Below are 17594 nucleotides of genomic sequence, written 5' to 3'. Positions count from 1 at the left end.
CGAATTGCGACGTACATAGTGGCGGCGAGCGGTTACTGTCCAGGCCATTGTGATCTCCATCGAATGTAAGCAATCCGATTGGATCATAACCTACTGTAATCGCTCAACCCTTTTTGGAACAGGCTCTCAGATAGGGAGCGCAGACGTAAGGCAAAACAGCTTGCAGCCAAGCATGATGCCGAGAACAGCACCAGCTTGTTTGTGGAAAGACGCAAGCCGTTAAGTGATGAATGGTACGATGAGTGGATTACTCAGTTCCTGATTATTGCAAGAGGAGTTTAATAAAATCAATAGGATAGGAAAAAGAGAACCAGTGCTTCTTTGCATATTCTCGAAATAGCCACTGGTTCATTACCAAATTCGTATTCTACCATCGGTTAGCCAGAAATGCCGGCCAGAACCGTCGGTTCTCCTGATTTTGTTCGCCTAAGTTCAGCCCGTTATCAATGATTATCAGGGCCGACAAATGCAAATCACCGACCCTCTTTTTGACTGCCCGTGAAGGTGCTAAAATCCTTCAGGTGAGCATCCCTACTTTTTACCGCCGTATTGCTGACGGCACGCTGCCGAAGCCTATCAAGATGGGCAGTCTTTCCCGCTGGGCGCAGTCGGAAATCAACGCAGCAATCGAAGACGCCAAAGCCAAACGCCACGCTGTATAAAAAACGACCCCGCCAGACAAGGACGGGGCCGAAGGGCTTATTGAACTCTCTCAATCACAATAGCCCCTCCCGTTCTTTGGTGCAATTCCAAAGGATAGGCAGATGACTTCTAAAAATTCCCTCTGGGGTTCTCGTATTTATCGTGTGACCAATCGCGGGGCAGAGCCTTTTTCCATTCGCGTGAAAGGCCGAGACCGTTGGGCGCTGGAAAACCTTATCAATGCCGGTGACGCTGGCTGCACACCAATCGACAATCCGGCTCCTCGCTGGTCAGCCTATGTGTTCAAGCTGCGTAGTTTCGGCGTCAATATCGAAACAGTTCACGAGGAACACACTGGCCCATTCAGCGGCACCCATGCCCGCTATGTGCTGCGTTCTGAGGTTTCCCGTCCTGAAATGGATGCGGAGGCAGCAGAATGACGAACGCCAGAGAGATTACCCGCGCTCTGGGTGGTCACTGGCATGGTCGGTATGGCGTTGCGCGCTGTCCGGCTCATGGCGACAAGCGGCCTAGCCTGAGTTTATCGGACGGATCGGACGGGAGGCTATTATTGCGCTGCCATTCCGGTTGCGACTTCACTCATATTCTCGATAGCCTCAAAGGGCTTGGACTGGTTGAAGGTGAGGGAAACTATTGTCCGCCTTCTGCCGCCGATCTGGAGCGCATTAGGCAATCCGAGACTGAGGAAGCCTGCCGACAGATGGACACCTTGGTTGAGGTGTCATGATGACCCTGATCCGCGTGACCCTCGCAATTCTCATCCTCAAAGCAGCAAGGCGCATGGCCTTTGCCCTGTTCCCGAAGGACGAGGGTACCAAATGAACAGCCCTGCCATTAACCGACTACGCCGCCTGTTTCTGGAGCAATGGATTGATGAAGCTATCGCGCTTCTCGATCAGATTGACGGTGATGCAGACTTTGAGCACACCGACGAGGATTTTGTAGAGGAGCGGGAAGAATTTGGCCGGATATTGGGAGGAATAGGCGCATGAACCAGTCCCGACAAGCCTCAGACTTCCCGCTGGTTGAGCTTTCACGCAATCAATGCAAGTGGCCGGTTAATCGTGCGCAGGCTGGAGAGCTTCACCTGTTCTGTGGCGAGGTCGTCCAAAATGGACACCCATACTGCGAAGGGCATTGCCGAAAGGCATACACTGCCAGGGCCGTTTCTAGGTGATGTGTACCACTTGAAATAGGTTCAATGTACGGTCTCGCCCTGTAAGTAATTCCTGATATAGAAAGCTGCGAATATGTGCAGTGCGATTTCACGCGCAGTTCGCTTAACTATTGGGCGGGGAACATGGTCTGTTATTTTTGGGAAGCATTTCACTTTTTAAGTGTGAAATTGGATTGGCTGCTCAATGCGCTAGTTCAGCAACAAGCTGCTTGGGCGTTTGTCGGATCAACCGCACTGATTGGTGGTTTGGGTGCGTATTTTGGCGCTTGGGGAGCACAACGATCAATTAACAAGCAGATGAGGCTCCAAAGAATAACGGAGGCTATAAATACTGCGAATGCAGCCCATAGCTTAACTGCAGTAATTTTTAATCAAGCGGCCAGCTTGAAAAAGCAGCATTATCTGCCTTTATTTGAAAAGTGGAGCGAGACAAGGGAGCAGATCAAAAAAGGTGTTAAAGAAATTGAAATTCACTTGCAAACTCCCCCTGCTATACATTTCCCATTAGCTGAATTGTCAGCGTTAGTATTTGGAAAACTGACTCTTAATGGCAGACCTCTCGCTGCGCTATCAGAATTACTTCAAGCGCAACAGGCATTTAACCATCTGATTGCGGCCCATGATGACCTCAGGAAAGAGCTACAGGGGAAACCAATCAGCTACGTTGCTCCTATCTATCTGTCTTTGGAAACTCAACACGGTCAGGATAGCCGATATAAGGATTGGTGTAGTGGTTCTCTCGAGGTTTTAGATGACTTCTTATTTTTCTCGGATGTGCTGGCAAAGGATCTGGTTGAACATGCAACTAGAGTGAGGAAAAATGCCGGTTGGAGGATGCGTTTTAATCTCCCGTATGCGAACTCGGCGCCAAAGGTTTTGCCAGAAGCGGTGTATTTGGTACCCAATCACGAATATCACAAGAAATGGCTTGCTAATCACGTTTTGACTGAACCGGCCCGATGGCTTGGTTTCCTCTGGTTCAAGCGACCCAATTAGAGCGTGTTATTGGTCCGTTAGCTATTTCGGGACCAATACGCGCACGCGCGTGAGGGCTTACCCTAAGATTACCCTAATACAGTTTGAGTCTTTCAGGGGTGCTGATTGCCCCGATGCAGATGCGCAGATGCAAGGGTCTATCCAATTTTGGAGACACGCCTTCGCCGGGGCAGCCCAGTAAAATACTGCGATTTGCTGACTGTCCATTTTGAGCAGCGTCAGCAAGGAAGGGGTTTTGAGGGTTTTGAAGGTTCCGCTTAGGGGCGTTTTCGATATTTTTTCTGTGCCGCCTATAGTTTTGAAGGTTTTGAGGGTTCGCTTCTGGCGTATTTGATGAATTTTTTTGACATGGTGCTTTGCATTCCGTCGATAGGCTTTGAATTTAATCGAAGGAAATCATGCCGCCATCCGCGCGCCGACTTGAAAAACAATCAAGGTAATCAAGCCCTATCGCCAGCCCGAATAACGCCATTGAGCGAATATGGGAAAGACTGGTTGTCGTATGAATCACTTTCGGGAGCAGTACGCGCACGCGCGCGAGGACGATTGATTTAATATCAAAGTTTATCAAACGGCCAACTGAGCAAAAAAGTAGGGGCCACGGTAGGGGCTGGCGAATAATTATTCTCGCTAAGTATTTGTAAAATATACGTTTTATTGAATTAAATGGTGCGGGTGGTCGGAATCGAACCGACACTCCTTTCGGAACCGGATTTTGAGTCCGGCGCGTCTACCAGTTCCACCACACCCGCACGTGACTGCTTAAGCAGTTTGATATGGTCCAAAAACGGACAGCGGGGAGGGATATACCGGCTAAACGAAACAACGTCAATCGCCCTCGGGCGCCTGACTGATTATAGTTTCAGGTTTTTCACGACGCGCAGTCCACAGTCTCCTGATCGCTCGTCAGTCCGGTTGAAACAGATCGGCGTTCTGATTGTCTGTGTGGTCGCGCAGCGTGTTTTAAAAACTGTTTCACACATATCATCACGCGCTCGAAGGTGTAAATTGCTTCCTGCGCTTAAAGCATTTCCTGTTTTGATTAAACTATTGGAAATGCTCTATCTGTTTGTTTTCACGCATGCCATTCTCGGACCGTAGCGCGAATAGAAATCAGATCGGCGGACGGATTTCTCCGCGAAGGCGGTTCCCACTTTTTCGCGACATGCTCTAGCGGCGGATATTGTGCTCGACAATATTCCAGCAGACCAGACATGCAATGAGGCCCAACACGATGAGGTCAAGTGTTTTCAGGTATGAAAGATATTCCAACATAGCGCATCTCCTTCCCACAGGAGGCGCTTTGGTTTTTGTGAAGCAGCGAAAGAGGGGCGTGTTTATATTTTTACTTAATTGCTTTCGAGTAAAACCCGGAGCCAATCAATTTATACCCTCAATTTCACCTGCCAAAATAGTTTACAGGCGCTCTCCTGAAACAAATGATAGCACAGCTTTTTGATTTCTCAAGTAAATGTGACTTTTATTTCCGATCGGTAAAATTGCGGATTCTATTTCGAATAATCCGGGTGAGATTGCGCGTGCGCTGATAAAGATGAATTTGCGCCGCCGCCTGACGAACATGCTTGTCTGCGCCCGGATGAAGTCCGACAACAAGCGTTTCAATGGTTTCACGCTCCTCAAACAAGCGCGACATAACCGGGTGGTCGGGCACCGCACAGGAATCGGTGCGTGTGATGTTGGGGTCTTCGAGATGGTTTTTCACCACTTCAATCATCAGCAGCATGCCGGGCGAATAGGCTTGAAGCGTTTCATCAAAGGCCGTTTTCCAGGTCCATGCTTCGCCTGAAACCGTGAAGACGATCAGGATCGCAATCACGCGACCATTGAATTCAAGTGTGTGGATGCGCACGCAATCGCGCTCGGCCAGATTGTTGACCGCCTCACGTGCGAAAGCCGCGCGGAAACGGTCGACCGCCATGGCCGTGCCGCGCCGCCCTTTCCAGCCGCTCGCTTCAAGCGTCAGAAAATGCTCGAATGTGTGGCGCACTTCGTCAGGCTTTCTTGCGATGCGATAGGCCAGTTCGCCTTTCTCGGCAAGACGACGCCACAGCCGGGCATATTCGCGGCGATGATGCGGGCCAATGGCTTGCTTGACATAGGTCTCACCATCAAGATCGCTCTTAAGGAATGGCCGCTCTTTTCGCTCAATGGAGACAATCGGCAATTGCCGTCCGACAGCCACGGAACGGATCAATTTTGCAACCGGGCCGTCAGCGCGCATTTCTGGCAGTACAAGCACTTCCGGCATTTTGATATGATCGCGGGCCAGAATATCGAACAGATCTTCAAGAACGCCCAAAGGATCGTCATGATCGATCAGCGGAGTGCCCTGAGGGCCAAATGGTGTGGCCCATGCGCGAATAACGGGCGATGACAGGGGAAAGCCGGGACGCTCAATCGTATAGGGCATGACGAAACGCAGGCGGCTGCGCACGTCATTTTCGTCACGCATAACCATGAAGCGCACTTCGCGATCTTCAAGGCGCGGCATAGCGGGCGCGAGAAAGCGTGCATTAAAGAAGATGTTCGGCTCTATTGTGCGGTTGCTTAGATGATCAAGCTCGTCGCGCAGTTCAAAGCCTGCGGATGCGCCATAGATTGCGAGCTTGCGCGGAATGGCGCGGCTGCTAAGGCTTTCCTCCAGCCGTTTGGTCGCATCCCTGGCAGGCAGTGTTTCAGCGAGTTGCGAAATAATGCGTGCAGTGTGTCCACCTGCGGATTCCTCGAGCAAAGGTTTTGCTGCCATTACAAACTCTCCTCAGAGGTATTGCTGCGGGCATTTTCTGCCATTGCAAAGCGCATGAACACCGCCAGCAGCGATAAACGCTGAGCGCGCATCGACGTCCTTGGAAACAGCAAAAAACGATCGACCCGCCCCGTCACAGAACGATGTTTCGTTGCGATCCTGCCAGATAAATTCCGGCTTGCTGCATTCGCGGCAGATAAACGCACTTGTTGCCAACCCTGTTTGTTGCGACCTTTATTTCAGGCCCATTCTTTCCGGTGATCTTCTGAAGGATCACCGTTTTACCGCATCCCGTATTTTTCGGCCTGCGATGGCTGAACATTAGATGCCAGTTCTTTATAAAGGTAAAAAGAAACGGCCTCCTGTGCGAAAGTGAAGCCAAAATTTTGAAATGGTAATTACTTCGTGAATATATCGGTGATTTCGCAATTTCTAATTAACAAGGCGGACTACCATGATGTTTATAATAAAAACCCGGCGATTGTGCGCCGGGTTTTGGTTTTAAGGAGCATGTTTCGGGCGTGGCTTAGTCAAACGCGCCGTGGCAATGCTTGTATTTCTTGCCAGAGCCGCACGGGCAGGCTTCGTTGCGGCTGATCTTGCCCCAGGTCCTTGGATCGGCGGGATCGCGTTCACTGGCTGGAATGATACGCTCATCCTGCTGATGTTCGGCCCATGAATTCTCATCAAAATCATTCTCGCCGGTGGTTCCATCGATGTGGACGCCAGTCATTGGCGGAAGCTCGGGCTCTGGCGGGGCTTCGCGCACGATTTCGACGCGCATCAGCTGGGTAATGACCACTTCACGCAGGTTTGCAAGCAGGGCCTGAAACAGTTCGAAGCCTTCCGTCTTGTACTCGTTCAGCGGATCGCGCTGTGCATAGCCACGGAAACCAACGACCGAACGTAAATGGTCAAGATTGACCAGATGTTCGCGCCAGAGGTTATCGAGTGACTGCATGATCACTGACTTTTCGATGTATGTCATGATCTGCGGGCCGAAGCGTTCTGCCTTCTCGGCTGCGGCCTTGTCCGCGGCTTCCTTGATCCGGGCTTCAAACTCTTCTTCGGCGATACCTTCTTCCTTGGCCCATTCGTCCACAGGAAGAGCGAGGTTCAACTTGGTGAGAATGTCGTCCTTGAGGCCGGCAATATCCCATTTTTCAGCGTAAGCATCTTTCGGGATCCGAAGCGCGACCATATCTTCGATCACTTCGTGACGCATCTCCGCCACGGTATCGGTCAGGTCTTCGTCGTCCATGATTTCAAGGCGCTGCTCGAAGATTACCTTACGCTGATCATTCATCACGTCATCGTATTTGAGCAGGTTCTTGCGGATTTCGAAGTTCCGCGCTTCCACCTTGGTCTGCGCCTTTTCAAGCGCCTTGTTGATCCATGGATGCACGATCGCTTCGTCTTCCTTGAGACCCAGCTTCTGCAGCATGCCGTCCATACGGTCGGAGCCGAAGATACGCATCAAATCATCCTGAAGCGACAGGAAGAATTTTGAACGGCCCGGATCGCCCTGACGGCCGGAACGACCGCGCAGCTGGTTATCGATGCGGCGGCTTTCATGGCGTTCTGTGGCAAGAACATACAGGCCACCTGCAGCCAGTGCCTTTTCCTTCAGCCTTGCAATATCGGCCTTGAGTTCTGCAATTTTGGCAGTGCGTTCTGGACCTTCCGGTACATCTGAAAGCTCGCGCTGCACGCGCATTTCAAGATTGCCGCCAAGCTGAATATCCGTACCGCGACCAGCCATATTGGTGGCAATCGTAATTGCACCCGGAACACCGGCCTGTGCAATGATGAAAGCTTCCTGCTCATGGTAACGGGCGTTGAGGACCTGGAAGTCTTTGATGCCGTCCTTGCGCAGGCGCTCAGCCAGAAGTTCCGACTTTTCAATCGAAGTCGTGCCGACAAGAACAGGCTGGCCCTTTTCGTGGGAGGCGCGAATGTCACGGACGATGGCTTTGTATTTCTCTTCGACGGTGCGATAGACTTCGTCGTCTTCATCAATGCGCTTGACCGGCAGGTTGGTCGGAATTTCAAGAACGTCGAGACTGTAAATATTGCCGAACTCTTCCGCTTCCGTGGCAGCCGTACCGGTCATGCCGGAGAGCTTGGTATACATGCGGAAGTAGTTCTGGAAGGTGATCGAAGCCAGCGTCTGATTTTCAGGCTGGATGGTCACATGTTCCTTGGCTTCCAGTGCCTGATGCAGACCTTCCGAGAAGCGGCGGCCCGGCATCATGCGGCCGGTGAATTCGTCAATGATGATGATTTCATCATTGCGGACGATATAGTCCTTGTCACGCTGGAACAGCTTGTGCGCGCGAAGGGCATTGTTGAGGTGATGAACAACCGAAACATTTTCGATGTCGTAGAGGCTTTCGCCTTTGAGATGGCCAGCAGCTTCCAGAAGCTGCTCAACCTTTTCAGTTCCGACTTCGGTGAAGATTGCGGTCTTCTGTTTTTCATCGATTTCAAAATCTTCCGGCTCAAGTGCCGGAATGAATGTGTCGATGAGATTGTAAAAGTCTGAACGATCTTCCAGCGGGCCGGAAATAATCAGCGGGGTGCGTGCTTCGTCGATGAGGATCGAATCCACTTCGTCGACGATGGCGTAGTTGTGACCGCGCTGCACCATCTGGCCACGCTCATATTTCATATTATCGCGCAGATAATCGAAACCGAGTTCGTTGTTGGTGGCGTAGGTGATGTCACAGGCGTAAGCAGCCTGACGCTCATTGTCATCGAGGCCGTGCTTGATGACACCGACGGTCAGCCCCAGGAAGTTATAAAGCTTTCCCATGGTTTCGGCATCGCGGCTGGCAAGGTAATCATTGACTGTCACCACATGTACGCCCTTGCCTTCAAGAGCGTTGAGGTAGACAGGCAGCGTTGCCATCAGCGTCTTGCCTTCACCGGTGCGCATTTCGGCGATACCGCGTTCGTGCAGAACCATGCCGCCGATCAGCTGGACATCGAACGGGCGCATACCGAGCACACGCTTGGCCGCTTCACGCGCCGTTGCAAAAGCGTCGGGAAGCAGTGCATCCAGCTTTTTGCCCTGAGCGAGTTCTGCACGGAATTCCGCAGTCTTCGCCTGTAGCTGTTCATCGGTTAGGGCTTCGTAATTCTTCTCAAGCGCAGTAATCTGTTCCGCACGAACGCGCAATGATTTCACATGGCGGTCGTTGGATGAACCGAATATCTTGCGGGCGAGGCCGCCAAAGCTGACCATTCCTGGTCCTTTCCTGTCCGTTCAGCCGGAAGCGCTTCCGGCGTCATGGCCTCTCTCGATTTCACCGAAATTCGCGAAAGGCTCTAACTCTTTGTTTTGTCGCATTTTCGAACGCAAAACCGCTGCGCACTTTTGCTGATAATGCTTTGTCGAATGCTTTATTCACGCGTATTGAAACAAATGCAAGAAAACTACGCTGTCAACGCTGCCAGAAACGGCGCGTTTTAGCGCAATTCGCCCGGTCGCTTACTGGACGACAAGACGAAGGACAGATAAGAGGGGCTTCGAGCGATGTCAATGTTGCTCGATAAGACGCAAAACCTGTCTTTTCTCACTAATAAGTGTGTTTCAGGGCCAAATTCTGCCGCATTAATGGGGCCGTTAGGTGGTCTCGAAGGAGAGAATCTCATATGAAAGCCATTCTCAAAGCCCCTTATCGCAAGGCACTTGCCGTTCTTGCAACCTCGGTTGCACTCGCTGGTTTTTCCAGTTCGGCTGTCTTTGCACAGGATGCAGCGAAACCCGCAGAGGCAGCACAGTCTGCGGCTGCTTCCGAAGATCCGGCAAAGGTTCTGGCCACCGTCGGCGGTAAGGACATTACTGTCGGTGACGTTGATCAGGCTGCAGGCGATCTTGATCCGCAGTTTGCACGTCTTCCAGCCGAGCAGCGCCGTCTGGCCGCTCTTGCAGCGCTCATCGACATCAAGGCGATGGCTGGAGAAGCCGTGAAAGAAAAGCTCGATCAGAGCGAGGACTTCAAGAAGCGCATGGAATTCCTGCGTGAACGTGCGCTGCACAATGAATATTTCAAGGATGCGATTGTCGACAAGATTTCCGATGCCGATGTTCGTGCGCGTTACGACAAGGAAATCGCGGCCATTCCTCCACAGACTGAAGTGCGTGCTCGTCACATTCTCGTCAAGACCAAGGAAGAAGCGGAAGCCATCATCAAGAAGCTTGAAGGTGGTGCGAAGTTTGAAGATCTCGCCAAAGAAAACTCCACCGATGGCACTGCCGCCAATGGTGGTGATCTTGGTTATTTCTCCGAAGGCCAGATGGTTCCGGAATTTGAAAAGGCCGCTTTTGCCCTCAAGCCGGGTGAATACACCAAGGAGCCGGTGCAGACGCAGTTTGGCTTCCACGTCATTCAGCTTGAAGATCGCCGCACCAAGCAGCCGCCGGCATTTGATCAGGTTTCCGACCAGATTCGTTCGATCATCATGCGTGAGCGTTATGTCGAGGCCGTCAAGAAGCTGCGCGATGGCTTGAAGATCGAATATAAGGATCCTGCCGTCGATAAAGCGATGAAGGAAGCGGCCGCCGCTCAGGAAGCGGCGGATAAAGGCGATTCGCCTGATGCCGCTCAACCACAGCAGTAAATTATGAATTCACAAAGCGCCCCGGAAGTCCGGGGCGTTTTTTGTTGAACGTTAGTTAAAGCTTGATTTTGTGCTGCAAACCTTTCCAATGCGACAGAATCAAATCGCATCTGTTCAGAGGCAATCATGTCTGCGTCCGTATCACCGCTCGCCCCCAAACATTATCCATCCATGCCTGTTATTCACGGCGTCCGCATCGCGACGGCTGCAGCCGGTATCAAATATAAGGGCCGCACGGATGTCATGCTGATGGTCTTTGACAAGCCTGCGGAGGCAGCCGGTGTTTTCACCCGTTCGCTCTGCCCGTCTGCACCGGTTGATTTCTGCCGCCAGAACCTGGTGCATGGCAAGGCGCGTGCGGTTGTGGTCAATTCAGGCAATGCCAATGCCTTCACAGGTCTCAAAGGTCGGGCGGCCACGCAAGCAACCGCAGAGGCTGCCGCCAAGGCTGTTGGATGCAAGACGACAGATGTGTTTCTTGCCTCCACCGGTGTGATCGGCGAGCCGCTGGATGCGTCGAAGTTCTCGGGTCTTCTGGGTGACATGGCAAAATCTGCCAGCGACGATCTCTGGACAGAAGCCGCCAAGGCCATCATGACAACCGATACTTATCCGAAAGTGGCGACCGAAACGGTGCTGCTCGGCCAGGTTCCGGTGACGATCAATGGCATTGCCAAGGGTGCGGGTATGATCGCACCTGACATGGCAACCATGCTTTCTTTTGTCGTTACCGATGCACCGATTAAGGCGGATGTCTTGCAGAGCCTGCTTTCCAAGGGCGTTGGTTCGACGTTCAATGCGGTAACAGTTGATAGTGATACATCCACTTCTGATACGCTGATGCTGTTTGCAACAGGATCGGCTGCAGAACGCGGTGCACCCGAAATTACCGATGCTTCCGACAAGCGTCTGGGTGATTTCAAAAAGGCGCTGGCGCGCGTTTTGAAGTCGCTGGCACTTCAGGTCGTGCGTGATGGCGAAGGTGCGCGCAAGATGGTCGAAATTGAAGTGAGCGGTGCAAAGTCCGCCGCTTCTGCGAAGAAAATCGCGCTTTCAATTGCCAATTCACCCTTGGTCAAAACGGCGGTTGCCGGTGAAGATGCCAATTGGGGCCGTGTGGTCATGGCTGTTGGTAAAGCGGGTGAACCGGCTGATCGCGATCTGCTGGCGATCTGGTTTGGCGATATTCGCGTGGCGCATCAGGGCGAACGCGATCCGGCTTATTCGGAAGAGGCGACGTCTGCCTATATGCAGGGCGAGGATATTCTCATTCGCGTCGATCTGGGGATCGGGAAGGGCAAGGCGACCGTCTGGACCTGCGATCTGACCAAGGAATATGTGGCGATCAACGGCGACTATCGCAGCTAAGCTTGGAGAGAGTTTGAATATGTCAAATCTTGCTATCGTTCGCCAGCTGGAGGCCGTTGGCTTTCGTGCATGGCCTGCCACGTCCGTTCATTATGACGGAACGTGGGCGATACGCATGACGGCTGCACATCCTTCAAAGCGGCTCAATTCGGTTAATCCGCTTGATCCGGGTGATACGCGCGATATTCCGGCGCGTATCGAACAGGCATCGCAGCGTTTTCGCGTTTACGGACGGGTGCCGTGTTTCAGGCTTTCGCCACTCGCACCTGTCGAGCTTGAAGATTATCTTGAAGGTCTGGGATGGGAGCGTCGCGATGAAACCATCGTCATGACTTCCAATCTGGATGATATTGATCTCTCGCAGGAGCGCGATCAGATTCCGCTCAAAGATATTGGCCGCTTCGTCGAGGCTTCGCTCATCATTCACGGGCGCCCCGCTGAACTTCGTCCGGGTTTCTGCGAGCTGCTGGATGGCATTCGCCCCAACAAGGGTATGTTTATTCTCGAAGAGGACGGACGGGCGGTCTCCAATGTGCTTTGCGTGCAGGATGGTGTCATGGCGGGGCTGTTCGATGTTGGGACTTTGCCGGATGCACGCCGCGCCGGTCATGGTCGCGCTATCATCGGCGCGACGCTCAAATGGGCAAAGCAACTCGGTGCCCAAAAAGCCTGGCTTCAGATTGAGGCGGATAATGTTGCCGGACTGGCGCTTTACGAGCGCTTTGGCTTTCAGGAAGCCTATCGTTACGCTTATCGGGAGAGCAATGAGAAATGAGCGAGATAAAAGCCCGGCGCATCGTGCTGGTGGCCGCCTGCGCGCTTGTGGATGCTGATGGGCGTGTGCTTCTCGCGCAGCGCCCGCAAGGCAAGTCTCTGGCAGGTCTCTGGGAGTTTCCCGGAGGCAAGGTCGAAGCTGGTGAAACGCCGGAAGAAACGCTGATCCGTGAACTCGAAGAAGAAATTGGCGTGACGACCAAGGTGGCCTGTCTGGCGCCGCTGACCTTTGCCAGCCACACATATGATGATTTTCATCTTCTGATGCCGCTTTATGTCTGCCGTCGCTTTGAAGGTGTTGCGCAAGGGCTGGAAGGACAGGCCCTGAAATGGGTGCGTCCGAAGGATATGCGCGATTATCCGATGCCGCCAGCCGATGAGCCGCTGATCCCGTTTTTGATTGATCTGCTTTGAGCCTGTGGAAAGCTTCAAAATAGCTGACAAATCGTTGACGTTAACCTTCTGCGTTAATCGATGATTCACTCCGCTGCGGCATTGTTTAAAACAAGTGCCTCGGAGTTTATGTCATGAGTTTTGACAACAATTATTTTAGTGCAGATCATAACGAATATAAGCCGGGCCCACTCTCAAAAGCGGGCGGCAGCATTTTACGCGTTGTCTTGCTGTTTGGGTCGGCTGCGGTCGCGTTGGCGTTGATTATTGTTCCGGTTTTAAACGATCAGGCGAACAAGGTTGCATCGCAATCAGTACTGCCTGCCGGTGTCGATCGCACCATGACCGGATCAGTCAAGCGTGACACTTACGTCGCCCGCAAGGCACCCGTTCGCCCAATCTGCGTGATTGATCCAGATGGCACGCATAGTGGCGACTGCTGAAAGATTCATTCCACATTCTTTAATGCATCGGCCAGTGAAGCCTTGGCAGAGCCGGGCTTTAATGGCTTTTGCTGCGATTCATGTGGTGCCCAGCCTGACAGCCAGACTGTCGAGAAGGTGGCACGAATACGCCCATCGGGATCGCTGAACCGCTCGGCATAAATTTCTGCTGCACGCAGGAACAGTTTTTTCGAGACTGGTTTGCGCGAGCGATCGCGCAACACATTCTGCATGCCCATGGCGCGCAGATCGGCCATCAGGTTGAAAATGCTGTCATAGCGGACCGTCACATTATCCACGTCTGTTACCGGCAGCGCAAAACCCGCGCGTTGCAAAAGACCGCCGACATCACGCACATCTGCAAAAGGGAATATGCGCGGACTTGCGCCACCCGTCAGTTCAATTTCCGCCTGCAAAAGGCTTTCCCGCAATTCGCCCAATGTTCCATTGCCGCTGAGTGCAGCAAGAAACAGGCCATCCGGTTTCAACGCGCGGGCGATTTGTATCATCGCGCCCGGCGTATCATTGGTTGAATGCAGCGACAGCAGTGAAACAATCAGATCGGCACTTTGGGGTTTCAGTGGCAGGGCTTCTTCATCGGCGACAATGGCCGGAAAAGGACCGGAGAGAAAAGCTGCATCGCGTTCGATGCGTAAAATCATGTCTGCTTTGCCTGAATGAGCAAGAGCGCCTGCTGCAAGACCGTTGTGACCGGCAAGATCAATGGCAACGGAGAAGTGGCGCTCGACAGCAGCAAGCCGGTCTTCCAGATCGTCAGCCACTCTGCGCAACAAAAAGTCTGCACCCTTCACAGCATGCCTGAAAGCGCGGCGGCGGAACGCCAGCTGGAGGTCGCGATCAAAAATCGCATTTTCTGACGATTGAGCGGATGAGGGGGCTGCCATTGCGATTCCGTCTTCTCTTTCGGATATGCGTCGGTAATATGGATAAGGGCGTAGATGCATTCGAACGGGGGCGAATGCAATGGTTGATGACGACAGGTCGCATCAAAGCTTGGTGTTGAGGCTGAAAACGACGGCGTTTAACGCGGTGCGTGTTGGTTTGCGCCGTTCTGCGGATATTCTGTTTCCAGCAAGCTGTATCGGTTGCCGTATAGAGGTTTCCGAACCCGGAACGCTTTGCCCTGAGTGCTGGTCACAGCTGCGCTTTATCGAAAAGCCTTACTGCCCGGTGCTTGGCATTCCGTTTAATCATGATTTTGGCGAGAATTTCATGAGCGCGGAAGCAATCGCCAATCCGCCGCCGTTTCGGCGTCTGCGCTCTGCGGTGCTTCACAGAGGGGCTGCGCAGCGCATTGCTGTCTCGCTTAAGTTTCATGACCGCACGGATTTAGCACCATGGATGGCACGCTGGATGCAGCGTGCCGGACGGGAATTGCTGGATGAGTGCGATGTCATTTTGCCGGTGCCGTTGCACAAATGGCGTTTCTGGTCGCGGCGGTTTAACCAGTCGGCAGAGCTGGCGCGCAGCTTGGCGCAACTCAGTGGCAAGCCTTATGAACCACAGGCCATAAGGCGTATTCGTCAGACAAATCAGCAGATCGGGCTTGGTTTGAAAGAGCGAAAGCGCAATGTTGACGGTGCTTTCCGCGTGCCAAAGGAGCACGATATTCATGTGCGCGGACGGAGGGTCTTGTTGATCGATGATGTTTATACGACAGGATCAACGGCGAAAGCTGCAACACGTGCGCTCTTGCGCGGTGGCGCAAAAAGCGTGGATGTGCTGACATTCAGCCGGGTTCTACCGGATTCGTGAACGCATCAGGGGCTTCCAGATCGTTGTTTTGCCATTATATAGAGGCCAACGAATGGAGTTTTACATGACTGATGTCACCATCTATACCCGCCCTGGCTGCCCATATTGCACGCGTGCAGTCGGTCTTTTGAAGAACAAGGGCGTTGCGTTTAACGAAATTAATGCAGGCGCTACACCTGAACTGCGTGCGGAAATGCAGCAGCGTTCGGGCCGCAATACCTTCCCGCAGATTTTTGTCGGTTCGGTGCATGTGGGCGGTTGCGATGATCTGTTTGCTCTCGATAATGCAGGCAAGCTTGATGGTCTGCTTGCGACTGGCGAACTGAATTAAGATTATGAAGGGGGAGACACTTATGAGCACTTTTCGCGCTGCTGCGGTTCAGATGCGTTCGGGCACGGATGTGGCCCGCAATGTCGAGGCGATGGAAAAACTGGTTTCCGATGCTGCGGCAAAGGGTGCTCACTATGTGCAGACCCCGGAAATGACCGGCGCGCTGATGCGTGATCGTGCAGCGCTTTTTGCAAGTCTGCGCGATGAAAAGGAAGATCTGGTCTTTAAGGCCGCGTCAGAACTTGCAAAGAAGTACGGCATTTATCTGCATATTGGTTCGACGGCGATTGCCGCCGGTGACGGCAAGATTGCCAATCGTGGCGGCATCTTTGCGCCATCGGGTGAGAAGATCGCAACCTATGACAAGGTGCATATGTTCGATGTTGATCTCGACAACGGCGAAAGCTGGCGCGAATCAGCAACCTATGAGCCGGGCAAGGAAACGGTGATTGCCGAACTGCCTTTTGCTCATGTTGGCATGGCGGTGTGCTATGATATCCGTTTTCCGCAACTGTTTCGTGCGCAGGCGCTGGCAGGCGCCAATGTGATTACCGGGCCTGCTGCATTCACGCGTCAGACCGGTGAAGCGCACTGGCATGTTTTGCAGCGTGCGCGTGCGATTGAAAATGGCGCGTTCCTGATTTCGGCTGCGCAAGGTGGTGTGCATGAGGATGGTCGCGAGACCTATGGGCATTCGCTGATCGTTTCCCCTTGGGGCAAGGTCTTGGCAGAAGCGGCGCATGATGAGCCGGGTGTCATTGTTGCCGATATTGATGTGAGCGAGAGTGCCGCCGCACGCGCCAAGGTTCCGAACCTCAAGAATGCACGTGAGTTTTCTGTGAAGGTTGTTCAAGAGAAAGAGGACGTATAATCCATGATCCGCTTTTCGCTTCATTGCGATCACGGCCATGAATTTGAAGGCTGGTTTCGTGACAATGCCGACTTCGATCGGCAGTCGGAGCGCAAACTCGTCTCTTGCCCTGTCTGCAATTCGCCTGAAATTCGAAAATCGCTGATGGCGCCTGCCGTCTCCACCAGCCGCTCAAAAGAGCAGGTGGCGATTGCCCTCGGTGAGGCGCAGAAGCAGGCGCTTGAACAAATGCGCGCGTTGAGCCGCAAGGTTCGCGAAAATGCGGATTATGTTGGCGATAAATTTGCGGAAGAAGCGCGTAAAATCCACTTTGGTGAAACCGAAGCGCGGGGCATTTACGGAGAAGCGTCCAAAGAAGACGTTCATTCTCTCATTGAAGATGGCGTCGATGTGATGCCATTGCCTGTCTTCCCGGAAGATAAAAACTGATACTTAAAGACTTTGACTGCGTGAGAGGATATGGCGCATGAAACTGATGGATTCCGCGCCTTTCTTGCTGCTTGCCACAGGCACGCTTCTGGGGCTTATTTTGCCTCTTGGAAAAATCGCCGCTGAAGCGGGGGTTCCGCCGACAATCTGGACATTTTTGTTTTCAGCCAGTGCCGGAGTTATTCTGCTTGTGGCTTTGCTTTTGAGCAAAAAGCGGGTCGGCATTTCCGGCCACAGGTTGCGCTATTACATTTGTACGGCTGCGATTTCCTATGCGGTTCCTAATCTGCTGATCCTGTCGGCAATCCCGCGACTTGGAGCCGGATTTACCGGCATAATGTACACGCTATCGCCGGTGATCACGCTTCTGATCTCGATGGGCTTTGGCCTTCGTCGCCCCAATGCGCTCGGCATTGCAGGGATTATCGTGGGCTTTATCGGTGCCATTATGGTGGCAATGACGCGTGGCGAAGTCGGCAAGCCTGCCGATCCGCTCTGGATCGGATTAGCGCTTCTCATTCCGGTGTTTCTGGCGATGGGAAATGTCTATCGCACGCTTGACTGGCCGAAAAATGCTGATCCGACGGAGCTTGCTTCAGGCAGCCATCTGGCCGCGGCTGTGATGCTGTTGATTGGTATGTTGTTGTTTAACGGCGATTTTCCGATTGAGACACTGGCGCTTGCGCCGCTCACTGCTGTGGCGCAAGGGGTTGCGGCAGCAGGCATGTTTGCTCTGTTTTTTCGCTTACAGGCGGTCGGCGGGCCGGTTTATCTCAGCCAGATCGGCTATGTGGCCGCAGCGCTTGGGCTGATTTCCGGCACGCTGTTTCTGGGCGAAAACTATCCGTTGCTCACATGGATAGGTGCTGTCGTCATCGCCTTTGGTGTGGCACTGACGACAAAAGCTCAGAAGCGTTGATTAAAGCGCGATGCGCTTTGTTTCTTTTGTACAAACATGTCGTTATCAGAAAACCGGTTCC

General features: G+C 52.9%; 18 protein-coding genes, 1 tRNA gene and 2 pseudogenes. 16 read left to right on the top strand and 5 right to left on the bottom strand.

Translation table 11 applies throughout. The features are described 5' to 3' along the window. Positions 1 to 466 precede the first annotated feature (466 nt). The 6 genes and pseudogenes from OPR82_RS21160 (at position 467) to OPR82_RS21135 (ending at position 2836) form a co-directional block, all read left to right on the top strand. Positions 467 to 662, top strand: a pseudogene (locus tag OPR82_RS21160) (helix-turn-helix transcriptional regulator). Positions 663 to 764: 102 nt separating this feature from the next. Beyond that, positions 765 to 1082: a winged helix domain-containing protein gene (locus tag OPR82_RS21155; RefSeq protein WP_265986937.1), complete on the top strand. Its 318-nt coding sequence runs from the start codon at positions 765 to 767 to the stop codon at positions 1080 to 1082. After that, positions 1079 to 1363 (top strand): annotated as a pseudogene (locus tag OPR82_RS21150) (DUF7146 domain-containing protein); the annotation flags it as partial. The gene OPR82_RS21155 and the pseudogene OPR82_RS21150, both read left to right, overlap by 4 nt. A 118-nt stretch (positions 1364 to 1481) precedes the next feature. Continuing rightward, positions 1482 to 1655: a hypothetical protein gene (locus tag OPR82_RS21145; protein WP_265986936.1), complete on the top strand. Its 174-nt coding sequence runs from the start codon at positions 1482 to 1484 to the stop codon at positions 1653 to 1655. After that, positions 1652 to 1840, top strand: a complete 189-nt coding sequence (locus tag OPR82_RS21140) for a GcrA family cell cycle regulator (RefSeq protein ID WP_265986935.1) — start codon at positions 1652 to 1654, stop codon at positions 1838 to 1840. Before OPR82_RS21145 ends, OPR82_RS21140 begins: the two co-directional genes overlap by 4 nt. Positions 1841 to 1963: 123 nt before the next feature. Further along, entirely contained in the window at positions 1964 to 2836 is an 873-nt protein-coding gene (locus OPR82_RS21135) for a hypothetical protein (protein WP_265986934.1), read from the top strand. A 667-nt stretch (positions 2837 to 3503) separates the two neighbouring features. Here the strand turns inward: OPR82_RS21135 and OPR82_RS21130 are convergent. From OPR82_RS21130 to secA, 4 genes are all read right to left on the bottom strand, one after another. Then, positions 3504 to 3588: transfer RNA gene (locus OPR82_RS21130), tRNA-Leu, on the bottom strand. Positions 3589 to 4316: 728 nt separating this feature from the next. Then, entirely contained in the window at positions 4317 to 5603 is a 1287-nt protein-coding gene (gene bspF, locus OPR82_RS21125) for a type IV secretion system effector crotonyl transferase BspF (RefSeq protein WP_265986933.1), read from the bottom strand. Continuing rightward, positions 5603 to 5809: a hypothetical protein gene (locus tag OPR82_RS21120; RefSeq protein ID WP_265986932.1), complete on the bottom strand. Its 207-nt coding sequence runs from the start codon at positions 5807 to 5809 to the stop codon at positions 5603 to 5605. The genes bspF and OPR82_RS21120 overlap by 1 nt, the downstream gene beginning before the upstream one ends. 320 nt (positions 5810 to 6129) lie before the next feature. After that, positions 6130 to 8850 carry a preprotein translocase subunit SecA gene (secA, locus tag OPR82_RS21115; RefSeq protein ID WP_265986930.1) on the bottom strand — a complete coding sequence of 907 codons (2721 nt, stop codon included), beginning with the start codon at positions 8848 to 8850 and terminating at the stop codon, positions 6130 to 6132. Between the two features lie 410 nt (positions 8851 to 9260). Between secA and OPR82_RS21110 the strand changes: the two genes are divergently transcribed. The 5 genes from OPR82_RS21110 to OPR82_RS21090 all read left to right on the top strand — a co-directional run bounded on the left by OPR82_RS21110 (position 9261) and on the right by OPR82_RS21090 (position 13207). Further along, the gene (locus tag OPR82_RS21110) at positions 9261 to 10229 is read left to right on the top strand and encodes a peptidylprolyl isomerase (RefSeq protein ID WP_265986929.1); all 969 of its coding nucleotides are present in this window, start codon (positions 9261 to 9263) and stop codon (positions 10227 to 10229) included. Between the two features lie 126 nt (positions 10230 to 10355). Beyond that, entirely contained in the window at positions 10356 to 11597 is a 1242-nt protein-coding gene (argJ, locus tag OPR82_RS21105) for a bifunctional glutamate N-acetyltransferase/amino-acid acetyltransferase ArgJ (RefSeq protein WP_265986927.1), read from the top strand. Positions 11598 to 11616: 19 nt separating this feature from the next. Continuing rightward, positions 11617 to 12372 (top strand): GNAT family N-acetyltransferase, encoded by a 756-nt coding sequence (locus OPR82_RS21100; RefSeq protein WP_265986925.1) that lies wholly within the window; start codon positions 11617 to 11619, stop codon positions 12370 to 12372. Next, positions 12369 to 12785 (top strand): (deoxy)nucleoside triphosphate pyrophosphohydrolase, encoded by a 417-nt coding sequence (locus tag OPR82_RS21095; protein WP_265986923.1) that lies wholly within the window; start codon positions 12369 to 12371, stop codon positions 12783 to 12785. Before OPR82_RS21100 ends, OPR82_RS21095 begins: the two co-directional genes overlap by 4 nt. A 113-nt stretch (positions 12786 to 12898) precedes the next feature. Next, positions 12899 to 13207, top strand: coding sequence for a hypothetical protein (locus OPR82_RS21090; protein ID WP_265986922.1), 309 nt, complete (start codon positions 12899 to 12901; stop codon positions 13205 to 13207). Between the two features lie 5 nt (positions 13208 to 13212). On the opposite strand, the gene OPR82_RS21085 is transcribed toward OPR82_RS21090, so the two are convergent. Then, positions 13213 to 14112, bottom strand: a complete 900-nt coding sequence (locus OPR82_RS21085) for a methyltransferase domain-containing protein (protein ID WP_265986921.1) — start codon at positions 14110 to 14112, stop codon at positions 13213 to 13215. Positions 14113 to 14191: 79 nt separating this feature from the next. Between OPR82_RS21085 and OPR82_RS21080 the strand changes: the two genes are divergently transcribed. The 5 genes from OPR82_RS21080 (at position 14192) to OPR82_RS21060 (ending at position 17533) form a co-directional block, all read left to right on the top strand. Continuing rightward, positions 14192 to 14983, top strand: a complete 792-nt coding sequence (locus OPR82_RS21080; RefSeq protein ID WP_265986920.1) for a ComF family protein — start codon at positions 14192 to 14194, stop codon at positions 14981 to 14983. Positions 14984 to 15047: 64 nt separating this feature from the next. Continuing rightward, a complete protein-coding gene (grxC, locus tag OPR82_RS21075) occupies positions 15048 to 15314 on the top strand; it encodes a glutaredoxin 3 (protein WP_265986919.1) in 267 nt (88 codons plus the stop codon). A gap of 22 nt (positions 15315 to 15336) precedes the next feature. Then, complete coding sequence (locus OPR82_RS21070; protein WP_265986918.1) at positions 15337 to 16185, top strand: carbon-nitrogen hydrolase family protein; 849 nt, start codon at positions 15337 to 15339, stop codon at positions 16183 to 16185. A gap of 3 nt (positions 16186 to 16188) precedes the next feature. Then, a complete protein-coding gene (locus tag OPR82_RS21065; protein ID WP_265986917.1) occupies positions 16189 to 16614 on the top strand; it encodes a DUF1178 family protein in 426 nt (141 codons plus the stop codon). Positions 16615 to 16651: 37 nt separating this feature from the next. Next, complete coding sequence (locus OPR82_RS21060; protein WP_265986916.1) at positions 16652 to 17533, top strand: DMT family transporter; 882 nt, start codon at positions 16652 to 16654, stop codon at positions 17531 to 17533. Positions 17534 to 17594 lie beyond the last annotated feature (61 nt).

It is taken from the genome of Ochrobactrum chromiisoli, from assembly GCF_026241335.1.
Lineage (GTDB): Bacteria > Pseudomonadota > Alphaproteobacteria > Rhizobiales > Rhizobiaceae > Brucella > Brucella chromiisoli.
This window is presented reverse-complemented; position numbering and strand designations above follow the sequence as displayed.

Excerpts from the sequence above, each read along its gene's own strand:
- OPR82_RS21155 (WP_265986937.1), top strand. The coding sequence starts at position 765 with ATGACTTCTAAAAATTCCCTCTGGGGTTCTCGTATTTATCGTGTGACC.
- OPR82_RS21145 (WP_265986936.1), top strand. The coding sequence starts at position 1,482 with ATGAACAGCCCTGCCATTAACCGACTACGCCGCCTGTTTCTGGAGCAA.
- OPR82_RS21140 (WP_265986935.1), top strand. The coding sequence starts at position 1,652 with ATGAACCAGTCCCGACAAGCCTCAGACTTCCCGCTGGTTGAGCTTTCA.
- OPR82_RS21135 (WP_265986934.1), top strand. The coding sequence starts at position 1,964 with ATGGTCTGTTATTTTTGGGAAGCATTTCACTTTTTAAGTGTGAAATTG.
- bspF (WP_265986933.1), bottom strand. The coding sequence starts at position 5,603 with ATGGCAGCAAAACCTTTGCTCGAGGAATCCGCAGGTGGACACACTGCA.
- secA (WP_265986930.1), bottom strand. The coding sequence starts at position 8,850 with ATGGTCAGCTTTGGCGGCCTCGCCCGCAAGATATTCGGTTCATCCAAC.
- OPR82_RS21110 (WP_265986929.1), top strand. The coding sequence starts at position 9,261 with ATGAAAGCCATTCTCAAAGCCCCTTATCGCAAGGCACTTGCCGTTCTT.
- argJ (WP_265986927.1), top strand. The coding sequence starts at position 10,356 with ATGTCTGCGTCCGTATCACCGCTCGCCCCCAAACATTATCCATCCATG.
- OPR82_RS21100 (WP_265986925.1), top strand. The coding sequence starts at position 11,617 with ATGTCAAATCTTGCTATCGTTCGCCAGCTGGAGGCCGTTGGCTTTCGT.
- OPR82_RS21095 (WP_265986923.1), top strand. The coding sequence starts at position 12,369 with ATGAGCGAGATAAAAGCCCGGCGCATCGTGCTGGTGGCCGCCTGCGCG.
- OPR82_RS21090 (WP_265986922.1), top strand. The coding sequence starts at position 12,899 with ATGAGTTTTGACAACAATTATTTTAGTGCAGATCATAACGAATATAAG.
- OPR82_RS21085 (WP_265986921.1), bottom strand. The coding sequence starts at position 14,112 with ATGGCAGCCCCCTCATCCGCTCAATCGTCAGAAAATGCGATTTTTGAT.
- OPR82_RS21080 (WP_265986920.1), top strand. The coding sequence starts at position 14,192 with ATGGTTGATGACGACAGGTCGCATCAAAGCTTGGTGTTGAGGCTGAAA.
- grxC (WP_265986919.1), top strand. The coding sequence starts at position 15,048 with ATGACTGATGTCACCATCTATACCCGCCCTGGCTGCCCATATTGCACG.
- OPR82_RS21070 (WP_265986918.1), top strand. The coding sequence starts at position 15,337 with ATGAGCACTTTTCGCGCTGCTGCGGTTCAGATGCGTTCGGGCACGGAT.
- OPR82_RS21065 (WP_265986917.1), top strand. The coding sequence starts at position 16,189 with ATGATCCGCTTTTCGCTTCATTGCGATCACGGCCATGAATTTGAAGGC.
- OPR82_RS21060 (WP_265986916.1), top strand. The coding sequence starts at position 16,652 with ATGAAACTGATGGATTCCGCGCCTTTCTTGCTGCTTGCCACAGGCACG.